Source organism: Streptomyces sp. WP-1 (assembly GCF_030450125.1).
Taxonomy (GTDB): domain Bacteria; phylum Actinomycetota; class Actinomycetes; order Streptomycetales; family Streptomycetaceae; genus Streptomyces; species Streptomyces incarnatus.
In genome coordinates, this window is sequence record NZ_CP123923.1 from 3663122 (window position 1) to 3688567 (window position 25446).

The 25446-nt window shown below is 73.2% G+C and carries 24 protein-coding genes; 8 read left to right on the plus strand and 16 right to left on the minus strand.

Going from position 1 to position 25446, the window contains the following annotated elements; translation table 11 throughout:
- Positions 1-39: 39 nt before the first annotated feature.
- The 7 genes from QHG49_RS15895 to QHG49_RS15925 form a co-directional block, all read right to left on the minus strand.
- Positions 40-219: a hypothetical protein gene (locus QHG49_RS15895; protein ID WP_145487945.1), complete on the minus strand. Its 180-nt coding sequence runs from the start codon at positions 217-219 to the stop codon at positions 40-42.
- A 365-nt stretch (positions 220-584) separates the two neighbouring features.
- Positions 585-1190 carry a hypothetical protein gene (locus QHG49_RS15900; RefSeq protein ID WP_145488140.1) on the minus strand — a complete coding sequence of 202 codons (606 nt, stop codon included), beginning with the start codon at positions 1188-1190 and terminating at the stop codon, positions 585-587.
- Between the two features lie 136 nt (positions 1191-1326).
- The gene (locus tag QHG49_RS15905) at positions 1327-2124 is read right to left on the minus strand and encodes a type III pantothenate kinase (RefSeq protein ID WP_145487947.1); all 798 of its coding nucleotides are present in this window, start codon (positions 2122-2124) and stop codon (positions 1327-1329) included.
- Between the two features lie 5 nt (positions 2125-2129).
- A complete protein-coding gene (gene nadC / locus QHG49_RS15910) occupies positions 2130-3107 on the minus strand; it encodes a carboxylating nicotinate-nucleotide diphosphorylase (RefSeq protein ID WP_145487949.1) in 978 nt (325 codons plus the stop codon).
- 29 nt (positions 3108-3136) lie between these two features.
- Complete coding sequence (locus QHG49_RS15915; protein WP_145487951.1) at positions 3137-4834, minus strand: L-aspartate oxidase; 1698 nt, start codon at positions 4832-4834, stop codon at positions 3137-3139.
- A complete protein-coding gene (panC, locus tag QHG49_RS15920; protein ID WP_301490091.1) occupies positions 4831-5832 on the minus strand; it encodes a pantoate--beta-alanine ligase in 1002 nt (333 codons plus the stop codon). Before panC ends, QHG49_RS15915 begins: the two co-directional genes overlap by 4 nt.
- A complete protein-coding gene (locus tag QHG49_RS15925) occupies positions 5829-6833 on the minus strand; it encodes a Rossmann-like and DUF2520 domain-containing protein (RefSeq protein ID WP_145487955.1) in 1005 nt (334 codons plus the stop codon). The genes panC and QHG49_RS15925 overlap by 4 nt, the downstream gene beginning before the upstream one ends.
- A 177-nt stretch (positions 6834-7010) precedes the next feature.
- Here QHG49_RS15925 and QHG49_RS15930 point away from each other — a divergent pair, with 177 nt between their 5' ends.
- Positions 7011-8225, plus strand: a complete 1215-nt coding sequence (locus QHG49_RS15930; RefSeq protein ID WP_301490093.1) for a low specificity L-threonine aldolase — start codon at positions 7011-7013, stop codon at positions 8223-8225.
- Between the two features lie 41 nt (positions 8226-8266).
- On the opposite strand, the gene QHG49_RS15935 is transcribed toward QHG49_RS15930, so the two are convergent.
- Together QHG49_RS15935 and QHG49_RS15940 are read right to left on the minus strand one after the other, a co-directional pair.
- Positions 8267-8938 (minus strand): response regulator transcription factor, encoded by a 672-nt coding sequence (locus QHG49_RS15935; protein ID WP_145487960.1) that lies wholly within the window; start codon positions 8936-8938, stop codon positions 8267-8269.
- A gap of 31 nt (positions 8939-8969) precedes the next feature.
- The gene (locus tag QHG49_RS15940; RefSeq protein WP_301490094.1) at positions 8970-10175 is read right to left on the minus strand and encodes a sensor histidine kinase; all 1206 of its coding nucleotides are present in this window, start codon (positions 10173-10175) and stop codon (positions 8970-8972) included.
- Positions 10176-10293: 118 nt separating this feature from the next.
- Here QHG49_RS15940 and QHG49_RS15945 point away from each other — a divergent pair, with 118 nt between their 5' ends.
- Positions 10294-11319 carry an SAM-dependent methyltransferase gene (locus QHG49_RS15945; RefSeq protein WP_301490095.1) on the plus strand — a complete coding sequence of 342 codons (1026 nt, stop codon included), beginning with the start codon at positions 10294-10296 and terminating at the stop codon, positions 11317-11319.
- 67 nt (positions 11320-11386) lie between these two features.
- On the opposite strand, the gene QHG49_RS15950 is transcribed toward QHG49_RS15945, so the two are convergent.
- The 3 genes from QHG49_RS15950 to QHG49_RS15960 all read right to left on the minus strand — a co-directional run bounded on the left by QHG49_RS15950 (position 11387) and on the right by QHG49_RS15960 (position 15317).
- On the minus strand, positions 11387-12538 hold the full coding sequence (locus QHG49_RS15950) for an NADH-quinone oxidoreductase subunit D (protein ID WP_145487966.1): 1152 nt from the start codon (positions 12536-12538) through the stop codon (positions 11387-11389).
- An 82-nt stretch (positions 12539-12620) separates the two neighbouring features.
- Positions 12621-14096, minus strand: coding sequence for a hypothetical protein (locus QHG49_RS15955; RefSeq protein ID WP_301490097.1), 1476 nt, complete (start codon positions 14094-14096; stop codon positions 12621-12623).
- A 96-nt stretch (positions 14097-14192) separates the two neighbouring features.
- Positions 14193-15317 (minus strand): esterase family protein, encoded by a 1125-nt coding sequence (locus QHG49_RS15960; RefSeq protein WP_159703715.1) that lies wholly within the window; start codon positions 15315-15317, stop codon positions 14193-14195.
- 225 nt (positions 15318-15542) lie between these two features.
- Here QHG49_RS15960 and QHG49_RS15965 point away from each other — a divergent pair, with 225 nt between their 5' ends.
- The 6 genes from QHG49_RS15965 (at position 15543) to QHG49_RS15990 (ending at position 20658) form a co-directional block, all read left to right on the plus strand.
- Complete coding sequence (locus QHG49_RS15965) at positions 15543-17357, plus strand: phosphatidylglycerol lysyltransferase domain-containing protein (protein ID WP_159703712.1); 1815 nt, start codon at positions 15543-15545, stop codon at positions 17355-17357.
- A 68-nt stretch (positions 17358-17425) separates the two neighbouring features.
- On the plus strand, positions 17426-18325 hold the full coding sequence (folP, locus tag QHG49_RS15970) for a dihydropteroate synthase (RefSeq protein WP_145487972.1): 900 nt from the start codon (positions 17426-17428) through the stop codon (positions 18323-18325).
- On the plus strand, positions 18322-18861 hold the full coding sequence (locus QHG49_RS15975) for a nuclear transport factor 2 family protein (RefSeq protein WP_301490099.1): 540 nt from the start codon (positions 18322-18324) through the stop codon (positions 18859-18861). The genes folP and QHG49_RS15975 overlap by 4 nt, the downstream gene beginning before the upstream one ends.
- Before the next feature lie 258 nt (positions 18862-19119).
- Complete coding sequence (gene folB, locus QHG49_RS15980) at positions 19120-19479, plus strand: dihydroneopterin aldolase (protein ID WP_145487976.1); 360 nt, start codon at positions 19120-19122, stop codon at positions 19477-19479.
- On the plus strand, positions 19476-20087 hold the full coding sequence (folK, locus tag QHG49_RS15985; RefSeq protein WP_145487978.1) for a 2-amino-4-hydroxy-6-hydroxymethyldihydropteridine diphosphokinase: 612 nt from the start codon (positions 19476-19478) through the stop codon (positions 20085-20087). The genes folB and folK overlap by 4 nt, the downstream gene beginning before the upstream one ends.
- Positions 20088-20166: 79 nt before the next feature.
- Positions 20167-20658 carry a DUF3180 domain-containing protein gene (locus QHG49_RS15990; RefSeq protein ID WP_159703703.1) on the plus strand — a complete coding sequence of 164 codons (492 nt, stop codon included), beginning with the start codon at positions 20167-20169 and terminating at the stop codon, positions 20656-20658.
- Between the two features lie 36 nt (positions 20659-20694).
- On the opposite strand, the gene folE is transcribed toward QHG49_RS15990, so the two are convergent.
- The 4 genes from folE to tilS form a co-directional block, all read right to left on the minus strand.
- Positions 20695-21300, minus strand: a complete 606-nt coding sequence (folE, locus tag QHG49_RS15995; protein ID WP_128791086.1) for a GTP cyclohydrolase I FolE — start codon at positions 21298-21300, stop codon at positions 20695-20697.
- 124 nt (positions 21301-21424) lie between these two features.
- Entirely contained in the window at positions 21425-23464 is a 2040-nt protein-coding gene (gene ftsH, locus QHG49_RS16000) for an ATP-dependent zinc metalloprotease FtsH (RefSeq protein WP_201300810.1), read from the minus strand.
- A gap of 219 nt (positions 23465-23683) precedes the next feature.
- Entirely contained in the window at positions 23684-24244 is a 561-nt protein-coding gene (gene hpt / locus QHG49_RS16005; RefSeq protein ID WP_037660361.1) for a hypoxanthine phosphoribosyltransferase, read from the minus strand.
- Positions 24245-24334: 90 nt separating this feature from the next.
- Positions 24335-25402 carry a tRNA lysidine(34) synthetase TilS gene (tilS, locus tag QHG49_RS16010; protein WP_145487982.1) on the minus strand — a complete coding sequence of 356 codons (1068 nt, stop codon included), beginning with the start codon at positions 25400-25402 and terminating at the stop codon, positions 24335-24337.
- Positions 25403-25446: the final 44 nt, after the last annotated feature.

A 25446-nucleotide genomic window follows, 5' to 3' on the forward strand; every position in this document is an offset into this window, starting at 1 on the left:
GGGACTCTCCCCCGGGCCGCGACGATCCCTCGGGTCCGCTCAGACGTCGGCCGCGGCGGACCCGCCGCGCGCCGCCTCCGCCCGTGCGAGCGCGGCGTCGACCGCGGCGTCCTCCTTGGCCTTGGCCGCCCCACCCTGGGTCTTCACGATCACCCGGACCACACCGATGAAGAACACGGCCATCACGACCGGGGGCACAAGCGCGGAGACATAGTCCATGCGACCAGAGTAGCCATGCCCTACCGGGCGAATCGGGCGGGGTGGGGGTGGGCCGAGGGGTGGCGAGTGGCCGGACCGGACGTCCCCGCGGTGGCATCGCGTGCCCGGAAGGCGCGGGGAACCGCGCGACCAGCCACGACGCGCCCGCGGTCGCCCGCCGGGGGCCAGAACCCGGAGCTACGGCCTGTCGGCGGCACTCCTCCGGTACGGCCTGTCGGCGGCACTCCTCCGGGTGGCTCCGCCGGGCGGACGCGCCCCGGACGGAGCGGCCGGGAAGGACGTGACCGGCCGGCAGCGGCGGGACGCTCGCCGTCAGGCGCGGGTTCCGCCGGTGCCGGCCGAAGCGGGCGGATCTCCGGGCCGCGTCAGCAGACCAGTTGCTGCGGCGCGGCCGGGGGCTTGCGGCGGGGGAAGACCTCGCCGGGGGTGGGGATGGGGCGCTTGGGGGCGGCGGGGTCGGGACGCTCCGCGGGGGACGGCTTCGGGGCGGGCTTGGGGGGCTGCTTGTCGGCGTCCTGCGACGCGCGGGCCGCGCCGCCCGACAGGGCCAGCAGGCGCGTCCGCGCGGGCGGCACCATCGGCGCCGGGACCCTGCGCGCGCCCTGGGCGAAGCGGGCCCGTACATCCTGTTCCGCCAGCGCCCGGCAGCGCTCCAGCAGCGCCGCCGCCCGCGGGTTCCCGCGCAGTGCCCGCAGTGCCGCGAGATCGTCCGGTACCGGCCGGTACGCGGCGCCCAGCGCCTCCTCCAGAAGAGCGAAGTAGCCCGCCGCGGTACCGGGCAGCGCGGCCCGGTAGCGGTCCAGATCGGCCAGCAGGAAGGCGCGCAGTCTCACCCCCTCGTGGATCGCCTCGTCGAGCGACTCGGCGAGCCGGAGGCAGTCCTGTACGTCCTCGGCGGACGTGCGGCCGGGGTGAAGGGCGAGGGCGAGGGCGCGGCGGAGCACACGCAGCTCCTCCGCGCCGAACGCCATGCCGCCGCGGGATCCGTATGGCGTGGGCATGCGGCGACGCTACCGCTAATCGGACAAAAGTGACACAACGGGATGATGTGTCGCGGGGGTTTCCCTCGAAAGCCACGACACGTTCGGCCCAAGCCCCGTCACATCCCTAGAGCCGCGACACGTTCCGCTCGTACACCAGCCGCAGCCCGATCAGCGTCAGCCACGGCTGGTGCTCGTCGATCACCGACGCCTCGCCGAGCACCATCGGCGCCAGCCCGCCCGTCGCGATCACCGTCACGTCGTCCGGGTCGTCCGCCAGTTCGCGCGCCATCCGGCCCACCACGCCGTCGACCTGGCCCGCGAAGCCGTACACGATGCCCGCCTGCATGGCCTCGACCGTGTTCTTGCCGATCACGCTGCGCGGCCGGGCGACCTCGATCTTGCGCAGCTGGGCGCCCTTGACGCCCAGCGCGTCGACGGAGATCTCGATGCCGGGGGCGATGACCCCGCCCACGTACTCACCGCGCGCGGAGATCGCGTCGAAGGTGGTCGCCGTACCGAAGTCGACCACGATCGCCGGACCGCCGTACATGTCCACCGCCGCCACCGAGTTGACGATGCGGTCGGCGCCGACCTCCTTGGGGTTGTCGGTGAGGATGGGCACGCCGGTCTTGACGCCCGGCTCGACCAGCACCGCGGGGACGTCGCCGTAGTAGCGCCGGGTGACCTCGCGCAGCTCGTGCAGGACCGACGGGACGGTGGCGCAGATCGCTATCCCGTCGATGCCGTCGCCCAGTTCGTCGCCGAGCAGCGGGTGCATGCCCATCAGGCCCTGGAGCAGCACCGCCAGTTCGTCGGCGGTGCGCCGGGCGTCGGTGGAGATGCGCCAGTGCTCCACGATGTCCTCGCCGTCGAACAGGCCGAGGACGGTTTGCGTGTTGCCGACGTCGATCGTGAGCAGCATGGCCGTTACTCCGCCTCCCGCAGGTCCAGGCCGATGTCCAGGATCGGCGAGGAGTGGGTGAGCGCGCCGACGGCGAGGAAGTCGACGCCCGTGTCGGCGTAGGCGCGCGCGGTGGCGAGCGTCAGGCGGCCGGAGGCCTCCAGGAGCGCCCGGCCGTCCACGATGCCGACGGCCTCGGCGCACTCGCCGGGCGTGAAGTTGTCCAGCAGGATCAGGTCGGCGCCCGCCTCCACGACCTCGCGCAGCTGGTGCAGCGTGTCGACCTCGACCTCGATCGGCACGTCCGGGAAGGACTCCCGTACGGCCTTGAACGCCTCGGCGACGCCGCCGGCGGCGACCACGTGGTTGTCCTTGACGAGGGCCGCGTCCGACAGGGACATGCGGTGGTTGACGCCGCCGCCCGCGCGGACCGCGAACTTCTCCAGGGCGCGCAGGCCCGGGGTCGTCTTGCGGGTGTCGCGGACCTTGGCCTTCGTGCCCTCCAGGGCGTCCGCCCACGCGCGCGTCGCGGTCGCGATGCCGGACAGCCGGCACAGCAGGTTCAGCGCGCCGCGCTCGGCGGTGAGCAGATCGCGGGTGCGGGTGGTGACGGACAGCAGCTGCTGCCCGGCCTCGACCCGGTCGCCGTCCTCCACGTGCCGCTCGACCTCGAACTCGTCCGTGCAGACCACGGAGAGCACGGCCTCGGCGACCCGCAGCCCGGCCACGACGCCCGCCTCGCGGGCGGTGAAGTCACCGGTGGCCACGGCCTCCTCGGAGATGGTCGCGACCGTGGTCACGTCCACCCCGCCGGCCAGGTCCTCCTGGATCGCCACGGTGGCGATGTCCTCGACCTCGACCGGGTCGAGCCCGGCCGCGGCCAGCAGCTCGGCGAGCACGGGGTCGAGCCCGCACTCCAGGTACTCCTCGTCGTGCTCCGCGCCGCAGCCGCAGCCGTCGCCGCAGCCGCCGGTCGTCACGAGGGGAAGGTCGTCGGTGCTCACGTCTGTCACTGCTCCTGTGGCGCTGGTCGTTACCGGGTAGGGGGGAAGTCTGCGGTGTCGGTGGGGCGCACCGCCAGCGAACGGTCCGGATCGAGCGTGACGACGATATGGCGCCGCCAGTGGGCGTCGTCGCGCTCGGCGTGGTCGTCGCGCCAGTGGCAGCCGCGGGTCTCCTCGCGCAGCCGGGCGGCGGCGACCAGGACGCGGGCCACGCACAGGAGGTTGGTGGCCTCCCAGGTGTCCACACCGGGCTCGGCGGTCTTGCCGTGCACGTCCAGGGCGTCCCGGGCGTCCGTGTGCAGCTTCTGGAGCTGCTCGGCGGCCCCGGCGAGGGACTCCGCGCCGCGCAGCACGCCCGCGCCGACGGTCATGATCCGCTGGATGGCGAACCGGGACTCGGGGGCGAGCAGCGGATGCGCGGGCCTGCCGGGGTGCGGGACCGGCTCGGGCACCCGCGCGCGCAGCCCGTCGGCGGCGCGCTCGGCGGCGATGTCCGCGGCGATCCGCTCGGCGTAGACCAGGCCCTCCAGGAGGGAGTTGGAGGCGAGCCGGTTGGCGCCGTGCACGCCGGTGCAGGCGCACTCCCCGCTCGCGTACAGGCCCGGCACGGTGGTGCGGCCGTGGTCGTCGGTGCGCACGCCCCCGGAGGCGTAGTGGGCGGCCGGAGCGATCGGGATGGGCTCGGTGACCGGGTCGATGCCGTTGGCCCGGCAGGCGGCCAGGATGGTCGGGAAGCGGTGCTCCCACATCTCGGCGCCGAAGTGGCGGGCGTCGAGGAACATGTGCTCGGCGTCCTGCTCCCGCATCCGCCGCGTGATGGCCTTGGCGACGATGTCCCGGGGCGCCAGCTCGGCCAGTTCGTGCTGCCCGGCCATGAAGCGCACGCCGTCGGCGTCGACCAGGTGGGCGCCCTCGCCGCGCACCGCCTCGGAGACCAGCGGCTGCTGGCCCTCCGCGTCGGCGCCGAGAAACAGCACGGTCGGGTGGAACTGCACGAACTCCAGGTCGCTGACCTCGGCGCCCGCGCGCAGCGCGAGGGCCACGCCGTCGCCGGTGGACACCGACGGGTTGGTGGTGGCGGCGAACACCTGGCCCATGCCGCCGGTGGCGAGGACCACCGCGGGGGCGTGCACGGCGCCCACGCCGTCGTGCTGGCCCTCTCCCATGACATGCAGGGTGACGCCGGCCGTGCGGCCCTCGGCGTCCGTGAGCAGGTCCAGGACCAGCGCGTTCTCGATGGTGCGCAGGCCGCGCGCGCGGACCGCCTCGACCAGCGCGCGGGAGATCTCGGCGCCGGTGGCGTCGCCGCCCGCGTGCGCGATCCGGCGCCGGTGGTGGCCGCCCTCGCGGGTGAGCGCGAGGCCGCCCTCGGAGGACTCGTCGAAGTGCGCGCCGGTCTCGATGAGCCGTCGTACCGCGCCCGGGCCCTCGGTGACCAGGAGGCGTACGGCCGACTCGTCGCACAGCCCGGCGCCCGCCACCAGGGTGTCCTCCAGGTGCTGTTCGGGGGTGTCGCCCTCGCCGAGGGCGGCCGCGATGCCGCCCTGGGCCCAGCGGGTGGAGCCGTCGTCCAGGCGGGCCTTGGTGACCACCACCGTGGTCAGTCCGGCGGCCTCGCAGCGCAGGGCGGCGGTCAGCCCGGCCACGCCGGAGCCGACGACGACCACGTCCGCGGCGATGGCCCAGCCGGGGGCGGGCGCGTGCAGTCGTATGCCGGTGCTGGTCACGAGGCGGCTCCGAGGGTGCCGAAGGTGAGCGGGAGGTTGTCGATCAGCCGGGTGGCGCCGACCCGGGCCGCGACGGCGAGCACGGCCTCGCCGGTGAAGTCGTCGCCGATCTCGGTGAAGTCGGACGGGTCGACCAGGGCGAGGTAGTCCGGTTCGAGCGGCGGGTCGTAGCGGGTCGCCTCGTCCAGGACCTGGCGGGCGGCGGCGCGGACGGCGGCCGGGCCGCCGGGGGCGGCGGTGGCCACCGCGTGCGCGTCGGCGGCCGCGCGGGACTCCCCTATCGCGCTCAGCGCCTCGGCGCGCGCCTGGGTGGCGGGCACTTCGAGGGCCCGCGCGCGCAGCGCCTCCTGCGCGGCGTGCCGGTCACGGCCGGCGAACAGCGCGCGGGAGAGCGCGAGGGCGGTGCGGCGCTCGTCGGCCGACAGGAAGCGGTTGCGGCTGGACAGCGCGAGCCCGTCCTCCTCGCGCACGGTCGGCACGCCGACGATCTCGATGCCGAAGTTCAGGTCCCGCACCATGCGCCGGATCAGGGCGAGCTGCTGGGCGTCCTTCTGGCCGTAGAGGGCGACGTCGGGGCGGCTGAGGTGGAGCAGCTTGGCGACGACGGTCAGCATGCCGTCGAAGTGCCCGGGGCGGGAGGAGCCCTCCAGGCATTCGCCCATCGGGCCCGCGGTGACGCGGACCTGGGGGTCGCCGCCGGGGTAGACCTCGTCCACGGAGGGCGCGAACACGGCGTCGGCACCGGCCTGTTCGGCGATCTTCAGATCGGCTTCCAGGGTGCGCGGATAGCGGTCCAGGTCCTCGCCCGCGCCGAACTGGAGCGGGTTGACGAAGACGGTCACGACGACCTCGCCGTCCGGGCCCGCGATCTCGCGCGCGCGGCGGAAGAGGGTGGCGTGGCCCTCGTGCAGGGCGCCCATGGTCATCACGACGGCGCGGCGGCCCTTGCGGGTGCGGGCGTGCAGCTCCTGGGCGGTGTGGAGCAGGGCGGTGGTCATCGGTCGTTCCCCTCGGTGCCGGTCGGGCCGTCGGTGCCGTCGTGGTCGTCGCTGTCGTCGCTCTTGGTGCCGGTCGTGCCGTCCGGTGCGGCCGGGCCCGTGCCGTCGGCCAGCGCCCCGAGCAGGTCCTCGGCGAGTTCGGGCTTGAGCAGGCCGTGCGCGAGGGCGCGGTCGGCGGTGGCGCGGGCCATCGCGACGTATCCCGCGACGGCCGCCGGGGCGTGCTTGCGCAGCTCGACGAGGTGCGCGGCGACGGTGCCGGCGTCCCCGCGCGCGACCGGCCCGGTCAGGGCCGCGTCCCCGGAGCGCAGGGCGTTGTCCAGGGCGGCGCCGAGCAGCGGGCCGAGCATCCGGTCGGGGGCCTCGACACCGGCCGTGCGCAGCAGCTCCATGGCCTGGGCGACCAGGGTGACCAGGTGGTTGGCGCCGAGCGCGAGGGCCGCGTGGTAGAGCGGGCGGTTCTCCTCGCTGATCCACTCCGGCTCGCCGCCCATCTCGATCACCAGGGCCTGGGCGGCCAGCCGCAGTTCCTCGGGCGCGGTGACGCCGAAGGAGCAGCCCGCGAGGCGCTGGACGTCGACGGCGGTGCCGGTGAAGGTCATCGCGGGGTGCAGGGCGAGCGGCAGGGCGCCGGCCCGCAGGGCGGGGTCGAGGACCTTGGCGCCGTACCGTCCCGAGGTGTGCACGAGCAGTTGTCCGGGCCGCACGGCACCGGTCTCGGCGAGGCCGGTGACCAGGGCGGGCAGCACGTCGTCGGGGACGGTGAGCAGCACCAGGTCGGCGCGCCGCAGGACCTCGGCGGGCGGCACCAGGGGCACGCCCGGGAGCAGGGCCTCGGCGCGCCTGCGGGAGGCGTCGGAGACACCGGAGACGGCCACCGGGCGATGCCCGGCGAGCTGGAGGGACGCGGCCAGCGCGGGGCCCACCCGGCCGGCGCCCACGACGCCGACGGTGAGCCGCGCGGGGCGGTCCTGGTGGTCTTGCTGGTGGACTGTGCTCACGCGACGGCGGCCTTCCCGTTCCAGTCCGCTTCGGGTACCGGACGATGTACCGGACGATTTCTCGTCATGTTAACGCTATCTCGGTCCGGTGCCGACCGGTTGTCCACAGGCTGTGGGTTTCGACACGCGCGGGCCGTGCCGCGGAATTCCCGGTGCCCCGGGCGGCCCCGGCGCGGCATGATCCCGGGCATGACCGAGACATCTGGGCAGGACGCATCCGGGCAGGACACGGAACCCACCACCGGGGAGCGGAGGGAGCCTACGGCCAAGGAGCGGTGGGCGGCCGTACGGCGGCGGGGCGCACGCCGGCTGGGCCACGCGGCCGCGGGCGACTCGCTGCGCGAACGCCTCGCGGACCTGGCGGAGGCGGGCGCGGAGGTCTACGACCTGGACGAACCGGCCGACGTCTACGGCAACCGGATCGTGGCGAGCCTGGAGGAGCGGGTCGCCGCGCTGCTGGGGACCGAGGACGCCGCGTTCTTCCCGTCGGGCACGATGGCCCAGCAGGTGGCGCTGCGCTGCTGGGCGGCCCGCACCGGCAATCCGGCGGTGGCCCTGCACCCGCTCGCCCACCCCGAGGTGCACGAACGCGACGCCCTCAGCCAGGTCAGCGGGCTGCGCCCGGTGAACGTGGGCAGCGGCATCGACCAGCCGACGGCGGCGGAGATACGCGGCCTGGCGGAGCCCTTCGGGGCGCTGATGCTCGAACTGCCGCTCCGGGACGCCGGTTTCGTGCTGCCCGCCTGGGAGGAGCTGACCGAGCTGGTCGAGGCGGCGCGGGAGCGGGAGGCGGTGGTGCACTTCGACGGCGCGCGCCTGTGGGAGTGCACCGAGCACTTCGGGCGCCCCCTGGCGGAGATCGCGGGCCTGGCCGACAGCGTCTACGTGTCGTTCTACAAGTCCCTCGACGGCCTCGGCGGCGCCGCGCTCGCCGGGCCGCGCACGCTGGTCGAGGAGGCGCGGGCCTGGCGGCACCGGTACGGCGGGCAGATCTTCCAGCAGTTCCCGACCGCGCTGTCCGCGCTGATCGGCCTGGAGCGCGAACTGCCCCGGCTGCCGGAGTACGTCCGCCACGCGCGCGTGGTCGCCGCCGCGCTGCGCGAGGGGTTCGCCGAGGCGGGTCTGCCCTGGGCGCGGGTGCATCCTGGGGTGCCGCACACCCATGAGTTCCAGGTCTGGCTGCCGTACGGGCCCGAGACGGTGGCCGAGGCGGCGCTGCGGCAGGCCGAGGAGACCTCGGTGGCCCTCTTCCCGGGCCACTGGTCGGGCGCGGCGGGCCCCGGCATGGCCTGCACGGAGGTGTCCGTGCGCGGGTCCGGCCTGGAGTGGACGGCGGAGGATGTGCGGGCCGCCGTACGGGACTTCGTACGACGGCTGCCGGGCCGGGACTGAGGGGGGGCGCCGGGGCTTGCGCGGCGGTGTGCCGCCGTGGTTCAGCGGTGGCCGCCGGCCCGCACCAGGCCGGTCTCGTAGGCCAGCACCACCACCTGCACCCGGTCCCGCAGGCCCAGCTTGGTGAGGATGCGGCCCACATGGGTCTTCACGGTCGCCTCGGACAGCACGAGCCGGGCCGCGATCTCCCCGTTGGACAGGCCCTGCGCGACCAGCACCATCACCTCGCGCTCCCGCTCGGTGAGCCGCTCCAGCTCCTTGTGCTTGGGGTCCCGGCCGGCGGAGGGCAGCATCGGCGCGAACCGGTCCAGCAGGCGGCGCGTGGTGGAGGGCGCCACCACCGCGTCACCGCTGTGCACGGCGCGGATGGCGGCCAGCAGCTCGCCGGGCGGCACGTCCTTGAGCATGAAGCCGGACGCGCCCGCCTTCAGCCCGGAGAAGGCGTACTCGTCCAGGTCGAAGGTGGTCAGGATCAGCACCTTGGGCGCATCGGGCTGCTCGCAGATGCGCCGGGTGGCCTCCACGCCGTCGAGCTTGGGCATGCGGACGTCCATCAGGACGACGTCGACCTGGGTGGAGCGCAGCGCCTCCAGGGCCTCGACCCCGTCGCCCGCCTCGGCGACGACCTCCATGTCCGGCTGGGCGGCGAGCACCATCCCGAACCCGGTGCGCAGCAGCACCTGGTCGTCGACGAGCATCACGCGGATCGTCATCGGGGTCCTTCTTCCATCCGTCTTCGGTGACTCAGTGCGCCGGTTTGAGCGGCAGGAGGGCGCTGATACGGAACCCTCCGCCGGGACGTGGCCCGGCGTCCAGGGTGCCGCCGACCATGCCGACGCGCTCGCGCATCCCGATCAGGCCGTGCCCCCGGCCGTCGGCGCCACCCTCCTCGTACAGCTCCTGCGGGGCGCCCTTGCCGTCGTCCTCCACGAGCAGTCCCAGACCGTCGTCGAAGTAGACCAGACGGACGCTCGCACCGGTGTTCGGCCCGCCGTGCTTGCGGGTGTTGGTGAGCGCCTCCTGCACGATCCGGTACGCGGTCAGCTCCACCCCGCTGGGCAGCGGGCGCGGGGTGCCCTCCACCTTGAAGTCGACGGGGAGGCCGGAGCGGCGGCACTGCTCGATCAGCTCGTCGATCTGCCCGACGTCCGGCTGCGGGACGTACTCCCCGCTCTCCTGGTGCTCCCCGGTGCGCAGCACGCCCAGCAGGCGGCGCATCTCGGCCAGGGCCTGCCTGCCGGTCGAGGAGATCGTCTCCAGGGCCTTCCTGGCCTGGTCGGGGGCGGCGTCCAGGACGTAGGCGGCACCGTCGGCCTGGACCACCATCACGGACACGTTGTGCGCGACGACATCGTGCAGCTCGCGGGCGATCCGGGCGCGCTCGGCGGCGACCGCGACCTTGGACTGCGCCTCGCGCTCCTTCTCCAGGCGGGCCGCGCGCTCCTCCAGCTGGGCGAAGTAGGCGCGCCGGGTGCGCATAGAGTCGCCGAGCACCCAGGCGAGCGCGAACGGCACGGTCTGGAAGACCACGATGGCGATCTGCCCGAGGAAACCGGAGTGCTGCGCGGGCCAGCGCAGTTGGGCCATGCTCGCGGCGCAGAAGCTGGCGACCAGGGCGAGCCGGGAGGCCCAGCGCGCGCCCGTCGTGGCGACGGTGTAGGCGATCACCAGCAGGGCGAAGTCGGCGACGGTCGTCTCCACGTCCAGCACCAGCTGGGCGAGCCCGGTGGCGAGCGCGAGCAGCAGCATCCGCTCCGGGAAGAGGCGGCGCAGCGCGACGACGGCGCACAGGACGGCGGAGACCACGACCGCCGCGGTGAGCGAACCCCGGTGGGCGGGCGTCCCCTGGAGATTGGCCTCGCTCAGCACCGACAGCCCGAACAGGACGACGGCCCAGAAGGAGTCGACCCCGGTCGGGTGGCGGCGGAGGAAGTCGTAGAGGCGCTGCACGTAACCCAGAGTAGGGAAACGGAATGCCCGACCGGGTCAACCGGAGGGCCGATCCGGGCCCGGCGCGCGTACTCCCCAAGGTGGAGGAGATGATCATCTGTGGGCCTACCCTGGTGCCGTGACGCAGGAGACGCGGGGGCAGCGGCGGGAGGCGCCCGGGGGCCCGCGCGGCTGGCGGGCGGCGGCCGAGGAGGCCCTGTACGGCCCCGCGGGCTTCTACCGGCGCCCCGAGGGGCCCGGCGGGCACTTCCGTACGTCCGTGCACGCCTCACGGCTCTTCGCGGGGGCCGTGGCGGAGCTGCTCCAGCGGGTCGACACGGCGCTGGGCCGCCCCGGGGCGCTGGACTTCGTGGACATGGCCGCCGGGCGGGGCGAACTGGTCACCGGGGTGCTCGCCGCGCTGCCGCGCGAGGTGGCGGCGCGCGTGCGGCCGTACGCCGTGGAGATCGCCGGCCGCCCCGCGGACCTGGACGAACGCGTCGTCTGGCGCGACGAGCCCCCGGCACGGATCACCGGGCTGCTGTTCGCCAACGAGTGGCTGGACAACGTGCCCGTGGACGTGGCCGAGACGGACCCCGCCGGGGTGCCCCGGTACGTGCTCGTCGGCGACGACGGCACCGAGCGCCTCGGCGGCCCGGTGACCGGAGCGGACGCGGACTGGCTGGCGCGCTGGTGGCCGCTGGGGGCCGAGGAGGGGGCGCGGGCGGAGATCGGGCTGCCCCGCGACCGGGCGTGGGCGAAGGTCGCGGGCCGGGTGGCGCGCGGGCTCGCGGTGGCCGTGGACTACGCCCACACCGCCGGCGCGCGCCCCCCGTTCGGCACGCTCACCGGCTTCCGCGCGGGCCGCGAGACGGCCCCCGTACCGGACGGCAGCTGCGACATCACGGCCCATGTCGCCCTGGACGCGTGCGCGGCGGCGGACCGGCACCCGGCCCCCGCGCGCCTGCTGACCCAGCGCGCCGCCCTCGACGCCCTCGGCCTCACCGGCGCGCGCCCCCCGCTCACGCTCGCCTCCACCGACCCCGCCGCCTATGTGCGCGCCCTGGCGAGCGCCGGGGAGGCCGCCGAACTCACCGCGCGGGGCGGCCTCGGCGACTTCGGCTGGCTGCTCCGGGCGGTGGACATCGCGGACCCGCTGGCCTGAACCGGTCCGCCGGCCGGGCCTGCTTCTCGATGCCGGGCCGGACCTGCCTGTCGATGTCGGTCCGGGCCTACTTGTCGATGTCGCCGACCACGAAGAACATCGAGCCCAGGATCGCCACCATGTCCGCCACCAGCGTCCCGGGCAGCAGCTCGGTCAGCACCTGGATGTTGTTGTACGACGCCGAGCGCAGCTTGAGCCGGTACGGGGTCTTCTCGCCCTTGCTGACCAGGTAGTAGCCGTTGATGCCGAGCGGGTTCTCGGTCCAGGCGTACGTATGGCCCTCGGGCGCCTTCAGCACCTTCGGCAGCCGCTGGTTGATCGGCCCGGGCGCCAGCTCGGCGATCCGGTCCAGGCAGGCGTCCGCGAGGTCCAGCGCGTTGTGCGTCTGCGCCAGCAGCACCTCGAAGCGGGCCAGGCAGTCGCCCTCGCTCCGGGTGACGACCTCCAGCGTGTCCTGGAGCTCGCCGTACGCCAGGTACGGCTCGTCGCGGCGCAGGTCGAAGTCGACGCCCGAGCCGCGCGCGATGGGCCCGCTCACCCCGTAGGCGTGCACCGCCTCGGGAGCGAGCGCGCCGACCCCGCGCGTGCGCCCCCGGAAGATCTCGTTGCCGAGCACCAGGTCGTCGAAGACGTGCATACGGGAGCGCACCGCCGCGACGGCGGCACGGGCACGGGCCGTCCACCCGGCCGGCAGGTCCTCCTTGAGGCCGCCGACGCGGTTGAACATGTAGTGCATGCGCCCGCCGGAGACCTCCTCCATGACGTTCTGGAGCACCTCGCGCTCGCGGAACGCGTAGAACACCGGGGTGATCCCGCCCAGTTCGAGCGGGTAGGAGCCGAGGAACATCAGGTGGTTGAGCACCCGGTTCAGCTCGGCGAGCAGGGTGCGCGTCCACACCGCGCGCCGCGGGACCTCCATGCCGAGCATCCGCTCCACGGCGAGGACCACGCCCAGCTCGTTCGAGAACGCCGACAGCCAGTCATGGCGGTTGGCCAGCATGATGATCTGCCGGTAGTCCCGCGCCTCGAAGAGTTTCTCGGCACCGCGGTGCATATAGCCGATCACCGGCTCGGCCGACACGATGCGCTCGCCGTCCAGCACCAGCCTGAGCCGCAGCACGCCGTGCGTGGACGGGTGCTGGGGCCCGATGTTGAGCACCATGTCGGTGCTCTCCGCGGCACCGCCGATCCCGACCGTGGTCTGCGTCGTAGGACTCATGCCCCCAGTTTCCCCCATGCCGGGACGCGCGAAGGCCCGGCTCCCCGTGCGGGGGCCGGGCCCGGTGCGGGACGCGCCGTCGTCAGGAGGCCGCGCTGCGCAGCCCCTGGACGTCGATCACCTCGGTCTCGTCGTGCGCCGTCAGGTCGATGACCTGGCCGACACCGCGCGCGCTGTCGTCGGCGGGCTTGAACCGCGCCTCCGCCTCGGCCTTGTGCACGGCCAGCGCCTCCTGGCCGACGACATCGGCCAGGTCCTCGTTCTGCACGGCGTCCAGCGCGGCCTCGGGCGTCGCCTTCTGCGTGCCGAAGAAGTCGAAACCCCCCTCGGTCAGCGGGCGCCGCGCGGGCGTGGCCGGTACGACGGCCACGGCGGTCGGCACGGTGAAGTGCCCGGCGGAGGCCCGGCCCACGGGGGTCTCGGAAGCGGCGGCGGATGCGGGGACCTCGGCGGCCTCGGCGGCCTCGGGGCTCGCGGGGGCCTCGGGGGCCCCGGCGGCCACCGGGGACTCGGCGGTCTTAGGCGCGGCGGGCTCGGCGGCCGTCGCGTGAACGTCGGCCGTGGCGTGTCCGTCGGCCGTCAGCGGCCGGTCCTGCGCCGCCGCTTCACCGCCCGGCAGGTCCCGCACGCCTTCGGCGCTCTCGTAGCTCTCGGCGTTCGCGGCACCCGGGGCGTTCGCGGCACCCGAGGCGCCCTCGACGTCCTCGGCGGCCCCCCGCGCGTCCCCGCCTTCCGGTACGACCTCGGCCGCAGACGCCGTCTCGGCCCCGGCCTCGCCCCGCCCGGCTATGTCTCCCTCGGCGCCGTCCCCTTTGGCACCGGCCTCGTCCTCGCCCACCGTCTCGGACACCGGCGCGGACGCGGACCCAGCGGTGGTGGCGGTCCCGGCGCTCCCCGCCGCATCCCGGTCGAACGCCGCGAGCGCCCGCAGCGCCTGCCCGTACAGCTCGGCGCCCGCGGCCGAGAAGACGTCGTACGCCTTCTCCGGCTCCTCGCCGCCGGCGGCGGCCCGCTCCGCGCTCCGCGCCGCCGGCAGTGCCGGGGAGGCCGCGCGGGACGGCAGCGAGGGCGCCGTACGCCCGGCCGGCTCCAGCGCGGGCCCGCCCGACTCGATCTCCAGCAGGCGGCGCCCCTCCAGGGCGCTGGCGCGCTCGGTCTCCGCGGTGGCGTAGCGGCGCAGCAGGGCGGCGTGCTCGTTGCGCAGGGCCGCCAGTTCGGCGCGTTTGGCGCGCAGCCGCTGCTCCAGCTTGCCGCGCAGTTCGCGCGACTCCTCCAGGTCGGCCTCCAGCTCGGCGACCCGTTCCTCGAAGCGCCATTCGTCGCCGGCCCGGGCGCGGGTGAGGTCGGCGACCTGTTTGCCCGCGTGGATGTCCCAGCGGCGCATCACGAACGCACCGGCGAGGGCGGTCGCCGCGGCGGCCCCGGCCAGTGCGCGCAACACCGTGGCCTCGGAGAACACCCAGGGGCCCAGCGCGCACACGACGGAGACGCCGGCGATCGCGGAGGGAGGCAACAGCCGGTGCAGAGGCGGGGAATGGCGGTGGCGTCCACGTGGCATGGCCAGAAACTTACCGCGCGTAGGCGACCGATGGGCCCCCGCCCCGCAAAAACACGGCCATACCGCGCGCTTCACGGGGCGTCAGGATCGAAACGCTCAGTGGGAGACGAGCCGGGCGCCGAGCCACTGGAGGGCCGCCGGGATCTCCCGGCGCCAGGTGTTGAAGTTGTGCCCGCCGCTCGGAAGGATGATCGAAGAAATCCTGGTCACGTTGGTGTCCTGGACGTTCTTGATGAACCGGAGCGTGTCCTTGTAGTTGTGCTCGCCGATCTTGCTGCTGGTGACGAGCAGTGACGTTTCGGGGGCCGCCTGGTGCTTGAGCATCCAGAAGAGGTTGGCACGATTGCGCAGGTTCTCGTCACCGTGGAACAGGTCACCGGTGGTCGGGTCGATCGGCGCCTTGTAGTACGGCGACAGGCCCACGGCGGCGCCGTACGACTTCGGGTGGTGCATGGCGATCTTCAGCGCGCAGTACCCGCCGGTGGAGTCGCCGATGATGCCCCAGCTCGCGGGCGTGGGGTCCACCCGGTAACGGCTCATCACCGACTCGCGCAGGTCCTTGGCGAAGAACGTCTCCGTCTGCGGGCCCCGCGGCACGTCCACGCACTCGGTGTCCCGCGGCGGCGCCACGGACGGGCGCAGCATCACCAGGATCATCGGCTGCATCTTGCCGCCCTTGACGAGGCGCTGGGCCGTGCTCGGGTAGTTCAGCTTGTCCACCAGCGCCTGCGCGGTGCCGGGGTAGCCGGTCAGCACGACCGCGACCGGGAACCTGCGGTCGCGCTGGCCCGGCCGGAAGTACTCCGGCGGCAGGTACACGAACGCCGGCGCGGCGATCTTCGTCGTACGGCCCAGGATGTCGATCTTCTGCACCTGCCCGGCCACCTGCGGCACCCCGCTGCTCACCCCGGGCACCCGCGAGGCGGAGACCACCCGGATCGGGCTGCCGGCGCCGTCCGCTATGTGGTCGACGACCACGCCCTGGCCGTCCTCCTGCCCGAACAGGTCCGCCCAGGTCGCGTAGAAGCCGAAGGCCTGGTTGGCGGCGAGGCCCACCGAGGCGAACACCGCGACCTGGGTGGCGAGCAGCAGCCCGACCCGGCCGCCGATGGTCCGCCAGTGCTGCCGTGCCAGGCGCGGCCACAGCCACACCGTGCCCGCGAACAGCGCCACGGCGAACACGATCGCCAGCAGCAGCACCTTGTTGCTCGTGAGACCCATGGACTGTTCCTGCCTGCGCTCTAGGCCCGTCCGCGCCCACGCCTTCTCACGTGGGTTTGCCCGGGGCTTTCCTCGGCCTTTGGCCCGACTTTCCGGTGGGGAGTGAACCTCTCTCCCCAAGACACCGTCCTAGAGGGCGCAATGTCACCGGATGCCCGATCGGGCCCGGGTTCAAGGTCTCTCGCAGAACTACGGGATGCGATGTCTGTCAGGATAGATGGGGAAATGTCGGGCGGGGTTCCGAGCCGATCAAGCCGGGCGCGGCGCATACTGCGCGGCCCGCGCCCCGAGGCCGTCCCCGGTCTGGTCGGCAGGGCGGTCGCCCTCGTCGGGCTCCTGGACATCGCCGCCGGGGTCTTCCCGCGCTTCCGGCACAGCCGTATGCACGCCATCGCCGAGGTGCTGCCCGGGTCCTTCGGGCCCTTCGCGGCGGCGCTCTCGCTGAGCGCCGGTGTGCTGCTGCTGCTGCTCGCGCACGGACTCAGGCGGCGCAAGCGCCGTGCGTGGCGCGCCGCGGTCGCGCTCCTGCCGGCCGGCGCGGTGGCCCAACTGGCCTACCGGCACTCGCTGATCGGCCTGCTGATCACGATCCTGCTGCTGGTGCCGCTGGTGTGGCACCGCCGGGAGTTCGCGGCCCTGCCCGACCCGCGCAGCCGCTGGCGGGCGCTCGCCAACTTCGTGCTGATGAGCGCCGGTTCGCTGGTCCTCGGGATGGTCATCGTCAGCGTCCACCCGCACCGCACGGTGGGCGACCCGAGCCTGGCCGCCCGGCTCACCCATGTCGTCTACGGCCTGGTCGGCTTCGAGGGCCCGGTCGACTACCAGGGCGCGACCTCCTGGACCGTCGCGTTCTCGCTCGGCGCCCTCGGCTGGCTCACCGCCGTCACCACGATCTACCTGGCCTTCCGCCCCGAGCACCCGGCCGCCCACCTCACCGAGGACGACGAGGTGAAACTTCGGGAGCTGCTGGTCAAGCACGGCCGCCGCGACTCCCTCGGCCACTTCGCGCTGCGCCGCGACAAGGCGGTCGTCTTCTCGCCCAGCGGCAAGGCGGCGGTCACCTACCGCGTCATCTCCGGCGTGATGCTCGCCAGCGGCGACCCCATCGGCGACGTCGAGGCCTGGCCGGGCGCCATCGAGCGCTTCATGGACGAGGCCAAGGCACACTCCTGGACCCCCGCGGTCGTGGGCTGCTCGGAGACCGGGGGCGAGGTGTGGACCCGCGAGACCGGCCTGGACGCCCTGGAGCTGGGCGACGAGGCGGTGGTGGACGTGGCGGATTTCTCGCTCGCCGGGCGCGCCATGCGCAACGTCCGGCAGATGGTCAAGCGCATCGAGCGGGCCGGCTACGAAACCCGGGTACGGCGTATCCATGACCTCGGCGACGCGGAACTGGAGCGCGTCCGGCGGGCCGCCGAGGACTGGCGCGGCACCGACACCGAGCGCGGCTTCTCCATGGCGCTGGGCCGCATCGGCGACCCGTCCGACGGCGACTGCCTCATAGCCACCGCCCACAAGGCCGACGACGACGCGGGCGAGTACGGCGACCTGAAGGCGATCCTGCACTTCGTGCCCTGGGGCACGGACGGCGCCTCGCTCGACCTGATGCGCCGTGACCGCAGCGCCGACCCCGGCATGAACGAACTGCTGATCGTGGCCGCCCTCCAGGCCGCCCCCAAGTTCGGCATCACCCGGGTCTCGCTGAACTTCGCCATGTTCCGCTCCGCCCTCGCGCGCGGCGAGAAGATCGGCGCGGGCCCGGTGCTGCGCGCCTGGCGCGGGCTGCTGGTGTTCCTCTCGCGCTGGTTCCAGATCGAGTCGCTGTACAAGTTCAACGCCAAGTTCCAGCCGCGCTGGGAGCCGCGCTTCATCGTCTACCGCGCCACCACCGACCTGCCCCGCATCGGCTTCGCCACCATGCAGGCCGAGGGCTTCGTCAACCTGGCCCTGCCGCTGCCCCGCTTCCTGCGCCGCCGCCGCTCGGCCGCCGCGCGCGGGTGCGCCCACTCGGTGACCGAACGGGACGCCCGCGCGGCATGATCGCTCTTCCCGGCGCCGCCTCCGCCCTCCGGGCCGTGGCGGCGCCGCCCGGGGCCTACGCTGAACGTATGAACAACCACAGCGGGCGCGGCCGAGTGGCGGGCCTTCCGGCATGGGACCGGTGCGCGGTCATGGGGGTCGTGAACGTCACCCCCGATTCCTTCTCCGACGGCGGCCGCTGGTTCGACACCACCGCGGCCGTCAAGCACGGCCTCGACCTGGTCGCCGAGGGCGCCGACCTGGTGGACGTGGGCGGCGAGTCCACCCGTCCGGGCGCCACCCGGGTGGACGAGGCCGAGGAGCTGCGGCGGGTCGTCCCGGTCGTGCGCGGACTCGCCTCCGAGGGCGTCGTGGTCTCCGTCGACACCATGCGCGCCTCCGTCGCGGCCCGGGCCCTCGAAGCCGGCGCGGTCCTCGTCAACGACGTCAGCGGCGGGCTCGCCGACCCCGGGATGATCCCGGTGGTCGCCGACGCCGGCGCCCCCTTCGTCGTCATGCACTGGCGCGGCCTCCTGGAGGGCGCCGCCGTGCACGGCGTTTACGACGATGTCGTCGGCGAAGTCGTCGGCGAACTGCGCGCCCGGGTGGACGCCGTCCTGGCCGGCGGTGTCGCGCCGGACCGGATCGTGGTCGACCCCGGCCTCGGCTTCTCCAAGGAGGCCGAGCACGACCTCGCCCTCCTCGCCCGCCTCGACCGGCTGACCGCGCTCGGCCACCCGCTGCTGGTGGCCGCCTCCCGCAAGCGGTTCCTCGGCCGGGTTCTCGCCGGGCCCGAGGGCGCGCCCCCGCCCGCCCGGGAGCGCGACGCCGCCACCGCCGCCGTCTCCGCGCTCGCGGCGCAGGCCGGCGCCTGGGCCGTCCGCGTCCACGAGGTGCGCGCCACCGCCGACGCCGTACGGGTCGCCCGCGCGGTCGAAGCGGCCCGGACGGCGGACGGTGCGGACGGTTCGACGGACGGAGCCCGGTGAGCGCCCCGCACACCGACGTCGAACAGGTCGAAGCCGCCAACACCGCCTTCTACGAGGCCCTGGAACGCGGCGACTTCGAGGAGGTCTCGGACCTCTGGCTCACCCCCGCCGACCTGGGCGTGGACGAGGAGTACCACGACCCCGCGGACAGTGGCGTGATCTCCTGCGTGCACCCGGGCTGGCCGGTGCTCACGGGGCGCGGCGAGGTGCTCAGGTCGTACGCCCTGATCATGGCGAACACCGACTACATCCAGTTCTTCCTGACCGACGTCCATGTCTCCGTCACCGGTGACACCGCGCTGGTCACCTGCACCGAGAACATCCTCAGCGGCGGCCCCGCCCCGGCGGAGGGCGACGAACTCGGGCCGCTGGTCGGCCAGCTCGTCGTCGCCACCAATGTGTTCCGGCGCACCCCCGAGGGCTGGAAGCTCTGGTCGCACCACGCCTCCCCCGTGCTCGCCGAGAGCGACGACGACACCGAGGCCGACGACGACGGCACGAAAGGGCTGAATCCGGACGACGGTCCCCTCGGCTGAGGGGGTAGGCGAAGGGCGGGCGGCCGGGCGGTTCCCGGAAGTGGCTGGAATCACCTACCCCGGGGTACGAGCGGCTGCCCGCCCCCGGCGCGACCGGTCCCACCGGGGAAAACGGGCGGCGGACCCCGCCGTTTCCGGCCGCGCCCGTGCCCCTGGGGCCCGGCGCTGTCGGTGCCCGCAGGTAGATTCGTGTGCGACCGGCGTCTCGCAGGCACGCGGTACGACCGGTCGTTCCCGACGATTGCAGGAGTGATTCGCGTGGATCGTGTCGCGCTGCGCGGCCTGAAGGCTCGTGGGCACCATGGTGTGTTCCCCAGGGAGCGCGAGGAGGGCCAGACCTTCCTCGTGGACCTCGTCCTCGGCCTGGACACCCGGCCGGCCGCGGCCGACGACGACCTGACGAGGACCGTGCACTACGGCATCGTGGCCGAGGAGGTCGTGGCCGTGGTCGAGGGCGAGCCGGTGAACCTCATCGAGACCCTCGCCGAGCGGATCGCCCAGACCTGCCTGAAACACGAAGGGGTCCAGGAGGTCGAGGTGTGCGTCCACAAACCGGACGCCCCGATCACCGTCCCCTTCGACGACGTGACCGTCACCATCACCCGGAGCCGAGTATGACCCGACCTTTCGTCCAGGGTCACAGTGACCCGACCGTCCAGCCGGTGCCCGCCTCCGTCGTCGAGCGGGTGGACGCGGCGGACACCACCCTCCAGAACCCCAAGTGGGCCGTGATCTCCATCGGTTCCAACCTCGGCAACCGCCTGGAGACCCTCCAGGGCGCCGTGGACGCGCTGGAGGACACGCCCGGCGTCCGCGTGAAGGCCGTGTCGCCGGTCTACGAGACCGAGCCCTGGGGCGTCGAGCCCGGCAGCCAGCCGTCGTACTTCAACGCGGTCGTGGCCCTGAAGACCACCCTGCCGCCGTCCTCCCTGCTGGAGCGGGGGCATGCCATCGAGGAGGCGTTCAACCGCGTCCGCGACGAACGCTGGGCCCCGCGCACCCTGGACGTGGACATCGTGGCCTACGCCGATGTCACCTCCGACGACCCGCAGCTGACCCTGCCCCACCCGCGCGCCCATGAGCGCGCCTTCGTGCTCGCGCCCTGGCACGACGTGGACCCCGGCGCCCAGGTGCCCGGCCGCGGCGCCGTGGCCGACCTGCTCGCCGCCGTCACCCGCGAAGGTGTCGAGCCGCGCGCGGACCTGGAACTCCGACTGCCCGAATAGTCGTTAAGGTCAACGACGACTCGGCAGTCGAGCATCCGGGCCCATCCGGGACCCGGGCCGGGGGAAGTGAAGGGACACCGTGAGAGAGCTGCGCATCAGGGTGCTGGTCGGCGTGTTCGTCGTGGCGGGCATCCTGTCCTGGGCGGGCGCCCGCCTCTGGAACTCGATCGGGACCCTGCCCAGCGTCCCCCTGGCCGCACCCGTCGTGCTCGCCCTGATCGCCGTGGTCCTGCTGGCCACGGCGCTCTCGCTGCGGGCCCGCTTCAAGGCCCAGCGCGAGCGGCGCCCCGGCGCGAAGGGCGTCGATCCGCTGATGGCGGCCCGCGCGGTCGTCTTCGCCCAGGCCAGCGCCCTGGTCGCCGCCCTCGTCGCCGGGATGTACGGCGGCACGGGCGTGTTCCTGCTGGAGCTGCTCGACCTCCCGGCGCGCCGCGACCAGGCCTTCTACGCCGGGTTCTCCGTCCTGGCCGGACTCGCCGTCATAGCGGCCGCCATCTTCCTGGAGCGCGTCTGCAAGCTCCCCGAGGACGACGACCAGGACCACCACCAGGGCGCGGAACCGGCGTCCTGACCGCCGGTCCCCCGGCCCCCGCCGCGAGGCCTCGGCTCAGCGCGCCATGATCAGGCTCATGGCCTCGTTGCGGGTCGCCGCGTCCCGCAGCTGACCGCGCACCGCGGACGTTATGGTCTTGGCGCCCGGCTTGCGGATGCCGCGCATCGACATGCACATGTGCTCGCACTCGACGACCACGATGACACCGCGCGGCTCCAGGATCTCCATCAGGGAGTCCGCGATCTGCGTGGTGAGCCGCTCCTGCACCTGCGGCCGGCGGGCGTAGACGTCCACCAGGCGGGCCAGCTTGGACAGGCCGGTGATCTTCCCGGAGACCGACGGGATGTAGCCGACATGGGCGACGCCCCGGAACGGCACCAGGTGGTGCTCGCAGGTCGAGTACACCTCGATGTCCTTGACCAGGACCATCTCGTCGTGGCCCAGGTCGAACGTCGTGGTGAGCACGTCCTCCGGCTTCTGCCACAGGCCGGCGAAGATCTCCTGGTACGCCCGCGCCACCCGGGCCGGCGTCTCCCGCAGTCCCTCGCGGTCGGGGTCCTCACCGATGGCGATCAGCAGCTCGCGTACGGCGTTCTCGGCGCGCTTCTCGTCGAACTCGCCGACGGGGCGCTCGCTGTCCAGCGTCACCGGGTCGGTCATCTGGTGCCTCGTTCCTGTCGTCCCACGTGCGTGCATACGGGAAATGCCGCGCCCCCCAGGCTAGAACCTGGGGGGCGCGGCGTTCATTCCGGGCCCGAGTGGCCGGGAAGCGACCGAGGTGCGGTCAGCTCTCCGGGCGCTCCTCCGGGGTCTGGTCCGTCACGGGGGCGGACTCGGTGGCGGTGGACTTGACCGTGCTGATCGCGGCCGTCGTGCCGTTCGCACCGTTGGTCAGTGCCAGCTCCTTGGGGGAGAGCACCGGCGGGCGGGTGGAGGGGGTACGACGCGAGGAGCCGGTCCAGGCGGGCCGCGCCGGGCGCTTGACGATGGAGGCGAAGACCTCGGCGATCTCCTCCTTGCCCAGCGTCTCCTTCTCCAGCAGCTGGAGCACGAGGTGGTCGAGCACGTCGCGGTTCTCGACCAGGATCTCCCAGGCCTCGTTGTGCGCGGTCTCGATGAGCTTCTTGACCTCTTCGTCCACCAGCGCGGCGACCTCTTCCGAGTAGTCGCGCTGGTGCGCCATCTCACGGCCGAGGAAGGGCTCGCTGTTGTCGCCGCCGAACTTGATGGCGCCGAGCCGCTCGGTCATGCCGTACTGGGTGACCATCGCGCGGGCCAGGTTGGTGGCCTTCTCGATGTCGTTGGCGGCACCGGTGGTCGGGTCGTGGAAGACCAGTTCCTCGGCCGCCCGGCCGCCCAGCATGTAGGCGAGCTGGTCGAGCATCTCGTTGCGCGTGGTCGAGTACTTGTCCTCGTCCGGCAGGACCATGGTGTAGCCGAGGGCGCGGCCGCGGGACAGGATCGTGATCTTGTGCACCGGATCGGAGTTCGGCGAGGCCGCCGCGACCAGAGCGTGACCGCCCTCGTGGTACGCGGTGATCTTCTTCTCCTTGTCCGACATGATCCGGGTCCGCTTCTGCGGGCCCGCGACCACGCGGTCGATCGCCTCGTCCAGCGCCTTGTTGTCGATCAGCTTCTGGTCGCTGCGGGCGGTGAGCAGCGCCGCCTCGTTCAGCACGTTGGCCAGGTCGGCGCCGGTCATGCCGGGGGTACGGCGGGCGACGGCGGCCAGGTCGACGTCGGCGGCGACCGGCTTGCCCTTCTGGTGGACCTTGAGGATCTCCAGACGGCCCTGGAGGTCCGGCGGGTCGACGGCGATCTGGCGGTCGAACCGGCCGGGACGCAGCAGCGCCGGGTCCAGGATGTCGGGCCGGTTGGTCGCCGCGATCAGGATCACGCCGCCCTTGACGTCGAAGCCGTCCATCTCGACCAGCAGCTGGTTGAGGGTCTGCTCGCGCTCGTCGTGACCACCGCCGAGGCCGGCGCCGCGGTGGCGGCCGACCGCGTCGATCTCGTCCACGAAGACGATCGCCGGGGCGTTCGCCTTGGCCTGCTCGAACAGGTCGCGGACACGGGAGGCGCCGACACCGACGAACATCTCCACGAAGTCCGAGCCGGAGATCGAGTAGAAGGGCACCCCGGCCTCGCCCGCGACGGCACGCGCCAGCAGGGTCTTGCCGGTACCCGGGCGGCCGTAGAGCAGCACACCCTTGGGGATCTTGGCGCCGACGGCCTGGAACTTGGCCGGCTCCTGGAGGAACTCCTTGATCTCGTGGAGTTCCTCGACGGCCTCGTCGCAGCCGGCGACGTCGGAGAAGGTCGTCTTCGGGGTGTCCTTGGTGATGAGCTTGGCCTTGGACTTCCCGAAGTTCATGACCCGGGAGCCGCCGCCCTGCATCTGGTTCATCAGGAACAGGAAGACGACGACGATCAGAACGAACGGCAGCAGGGAGAGCAGCACACCGACGAACGGGTTCTGCTTCGACGGCGAGATGGTGTAGCCGTCCGGGATCTGCTTGTTCTGGTACCTGGTCTGGAGATTGTCGGCGAGCTGAGCGCCCTGGTCACCGATGTAGCTCGCCTGGATCTTGGAGCTGCCCTCGACCTTCTGACCGTCCTTGAGCGTGACCTTGACGGTCTGCTCGTCGCCGGTGGTCAGCTTGGCCGACTGGACCCTGTTGGCATTGATCGCCGCGACGACCTGGCCGGTGTCCACCGACTTGTAGCCGCCGGACGAGCCGACGACCTGCATCAACACGACCACGGCAAGGACGGCCAGCACGATCCACATGACCGGCCCACGGAAGTATCGCTTCACGTCCATCCATACGGAGCGGTGCCGCCCCGTCCCTCCTGCCATAGTGAGTTTGATAAGACAGTTCTTCCGACGGTACCCCAGCCTTGGCGCCCGAAGCCGCGCGAAGCCGTTTCGAGAGCCGGGAAACCCGTCTCTGCATGCTTCAACGGCACGGGACCCGCCGGGGTTCCCGATCACCTCACCGGGCTTGGGCCGAGTGGCTCAGCCCACGCGCCGGTTCCGGTGTCAGCCGCCGTAGACGTGCGGCGCGAGCGTACCGACGAACGGCAGGTTGCGGTACTTCTCGGCGTAGTCCAGGCCGTAACCGACGACGAACTCGTTCGGAATGTCGAAGCCGACCCATTCCACGTCGATGGCGACCTTGGCGGCGTCCGGCTTGCGCAGCAGCGTGCACACCTTGAGGGAGGCGGGCTCGCGCGAACCGAGGTTGTTGATCAGCCAGGACAGGGTCAGACCGGAGTCGATGATGTCCTCGACGATCAGGACGTCACGGCCCTTGATGTCGGTGTCGAGGTCCTTGAGGATGCGCACGACACCGGAGGACTGGGTGCCCGCACCGTAGGAGGACACGGCCATCCAGTCCATGGTGACCGGGGTGGAAAGCGCCCGGGCGAGGTCCGCCATGACCATCACCGCGCCCTTGAGGACGCCGACGATCAGCAGGTCCTTGCCCGCGTACTCCGCGTCGATCTTCGCGGCCAGCTCGGCCAGCTTGGCGTCGATCTCTTCCTTGGTGATGAGCACCTTCTCGAGGTCGGCACCCATGTCTTTCGCGTCCACCCGCATCACTTTCGGTCGTCCCGCACTTACGGCCGCAATCACGGCCTCCGGCTGCCCCGTGCCGGCCGCCGGAGGATCGCTCCGGGCGGTCGGGATTCAGCCTTGCCGAATCACCAGTCTGCCACCCTGCCGCTGGGCGACGACCCGGCCCGGGAGATTGATGGCTCCCTGGCCGCGCCAGCCGGTGATCAGGCGGTCGACTTCCTCGATGTGACGGGCGAACAGGGAACCGGCCGGGGCGCCCGCCTCGATGGCGGCGCGGCGCAGGATCCGGCGGCGCACGGCGGGCGGCAGGGCGTAGAGCTTGGCGCACTCCAGCAGCCCCGTGGCGTCCCGTACGGACTCCTCGGCCTGGCTGGCCCAGGAGTCGAGGGCGTCGGCGTCGTCGCGGGAGAGCTGGGCGGTGCGGGCGAGCGCCTCGACGACGCCCTTGCCGAGGGCCTTCTCCAGGGCGGGCAGGCCCTCGTGGCGCAGCCGGGAGCGGGTGTAGGCGGGGTCGGTGTTGTGGGGGTCGTCCCAGACGGGCAGGGACTGGACCATGCAGGCCTTGCGGGCGGTCTGCCGGTCGAGGTGGAGGAAGGGGCGCCGGTAACGGCCGCCGGCCCCCGAGACCGCGGCCATTCCGGACAGGGAGCGGATGCCGGAGCCGCGGGCGAGGCCCAGCAGGACGGTCTCGGCCTGGTCGTCGCGGGTGTGGCCGAGCAGGACCGCGGCGGCGCCGTGGCGGTCGAGCGCGGCGTCCAGGGCGGCGTAGCGGGCGTCCCGGGCGGCGGCCTCGGGTCCGCCGTCGCGGCCGACGTCGACGGAGACGGATTCGACGGGGTCGAGGCCGAGGCCGCGCATGCGCAGGGCGACCTCGTCGGCGCGCAGGTCGGAGCCGGGCTGCAGGCCGTGGTCGACGGTGATGCCGCCGGCGCGCAGGCCGAGCCGGGGGGCTTCGAAGGCGAGGGCGGAGGCGAGGGCCATGGAGTCGGCGCCGCCGGAGCACGCGACGAGCACGAGGGGGCTCGCGGGCGCGGACACGAGGGTGGATCCGAGCGGGGAGGGGAGCCGCTCGGCCAGCCGGTCCGGGCGCTCGCCGGAGGTCGGGAGGGTGTTCAGGATGTCGTGGAGGACGCGGCGGACCGCCAGGCGTATCGCCGCGACCGCAGGATGGGGACCCATTGTCCGGTTCCCTTCATGAAGTATCCGGGGGGTGAACCCGATTC

What these genes read in the sequence shown, in the direction of transcription:
- QHG49_RS15955 (WP_301490097.1), bottom strand. Translation starts at nt 14,096, where the DNA reads ATGCCACGTGGACGCCACCGCCATTCCCCGCCTCTGCACCGGCTGTTG.
- QHG49_RS15935 (WP_145487960.1), bottom strand. Translation starts at nt 8,938, where the DNA reads ATGACGATCCGCGTGATGCTCGTCGACGACCAGGTGCTGCTGCGCACC.
- QHG49_RS15905 (WP_145487947.1), bottom strand. Translation starts at nt 2,124, where the DNA reads ATGCTGCTCACGATCGACGTCGGCAACACGCAAACCGTCCTCGGCCTG.
- folK (WP_145487978.1), top strand. Translation starts at nt 19,476, where the DNA reads ATGACCCGACCTTTCGTCCAGGGTCACAGTGACCCGACCGTCCAGCCG.
- panC (WP_301490091.1), bottom strand. Translation starts at nt 5,832, where the DNA reads ATGACCACCGCCCTGCTCCACACCGCCCAGGAGCTGCACGCCCGCACC.
- hpt (WP_037660361.1), bottom strand. Translation starts at nt 24,244, where the DNA reads ATGCGGGTGGACGCGAAAGACATGGGTGCCGACCTCGAGAAGGTGCTC.
- folP (WP_145487972.1), top strand. Translation starts at nt 17,426, where the DNA reads ATGAACAACCACAGCGGGCGCGGCCGAGTGGCGGGCCTTCCGGCATGG.
- QHG49_RS15960 (WP_159703715.1), bottom strand. Translation starts at nt 15,317, where the DNA reads ATGGGTCTCACGAGCAACAAGGTGCTGCTGCTGGCGATCGTGTTCGCC.
- ftsH (WP_201300810.1), bottom strand. Translation starts at nt 23,464, where the DNA reads ATGGACGTGAAGCGATACTTCCGTGGGCCGGTCATGTGGATCGTGCTG.
- QHG49_RS15965 (WP_159703712.1), top strand. Translation starts at nt 15,543, where the DNA reads ATGTCGGGCGGGGTTCCGAGCCGATCAAGCCGGGCGCGGCGCATACTG.
- QHG49_RS15895 (WP_145487945.1), bottom strand. Translation starts at nt 219, where the DNA reads ATGGACTATGTCTCCGCGCTTGTGCCCCCGGTCGTGATGGCCGTGTTC.
- QHG49_RS15900 (WP_145488140.1), bottom strand. Translation starts at nt 1,190, where the DNA reads ATGGCGTTCGGCGCGGAGGAGCTGCGTGTGCTCCGCCGCGCCCTCGCC.
- QHG49_RS15930 (WP_301490093.1), top strand. Translation starts at nt 7,011, where the DNA reads ATGATCCCGGGCATGACCGAGACATCTGGGCAGGACGCATCCGGGCAG.
- folE (WP_128791086.1), bottom strand. Translation starts at nt 21,300, where the DNA reads ATGACCGACCCGGTGACGCTGGACAGCGAGCGCCCCGTCGGCGAGTTC.
- tilS (WP_145487982.1), bottom strand. Translation starts at nt 25,402, where the DNA reads ATGGGTCCCCATCCTGCGGTCGCGGCGATACGCCTGGCGGTCCGCCGC.
- QHG49_RS15950 (WP_145487966.1), bottom strand. Translation starts at nt 12,538, where the DNA reads ATGAGTCCTACGACGCAGACCACGGTCGGGATCGGCGGTGCCGCGGAG.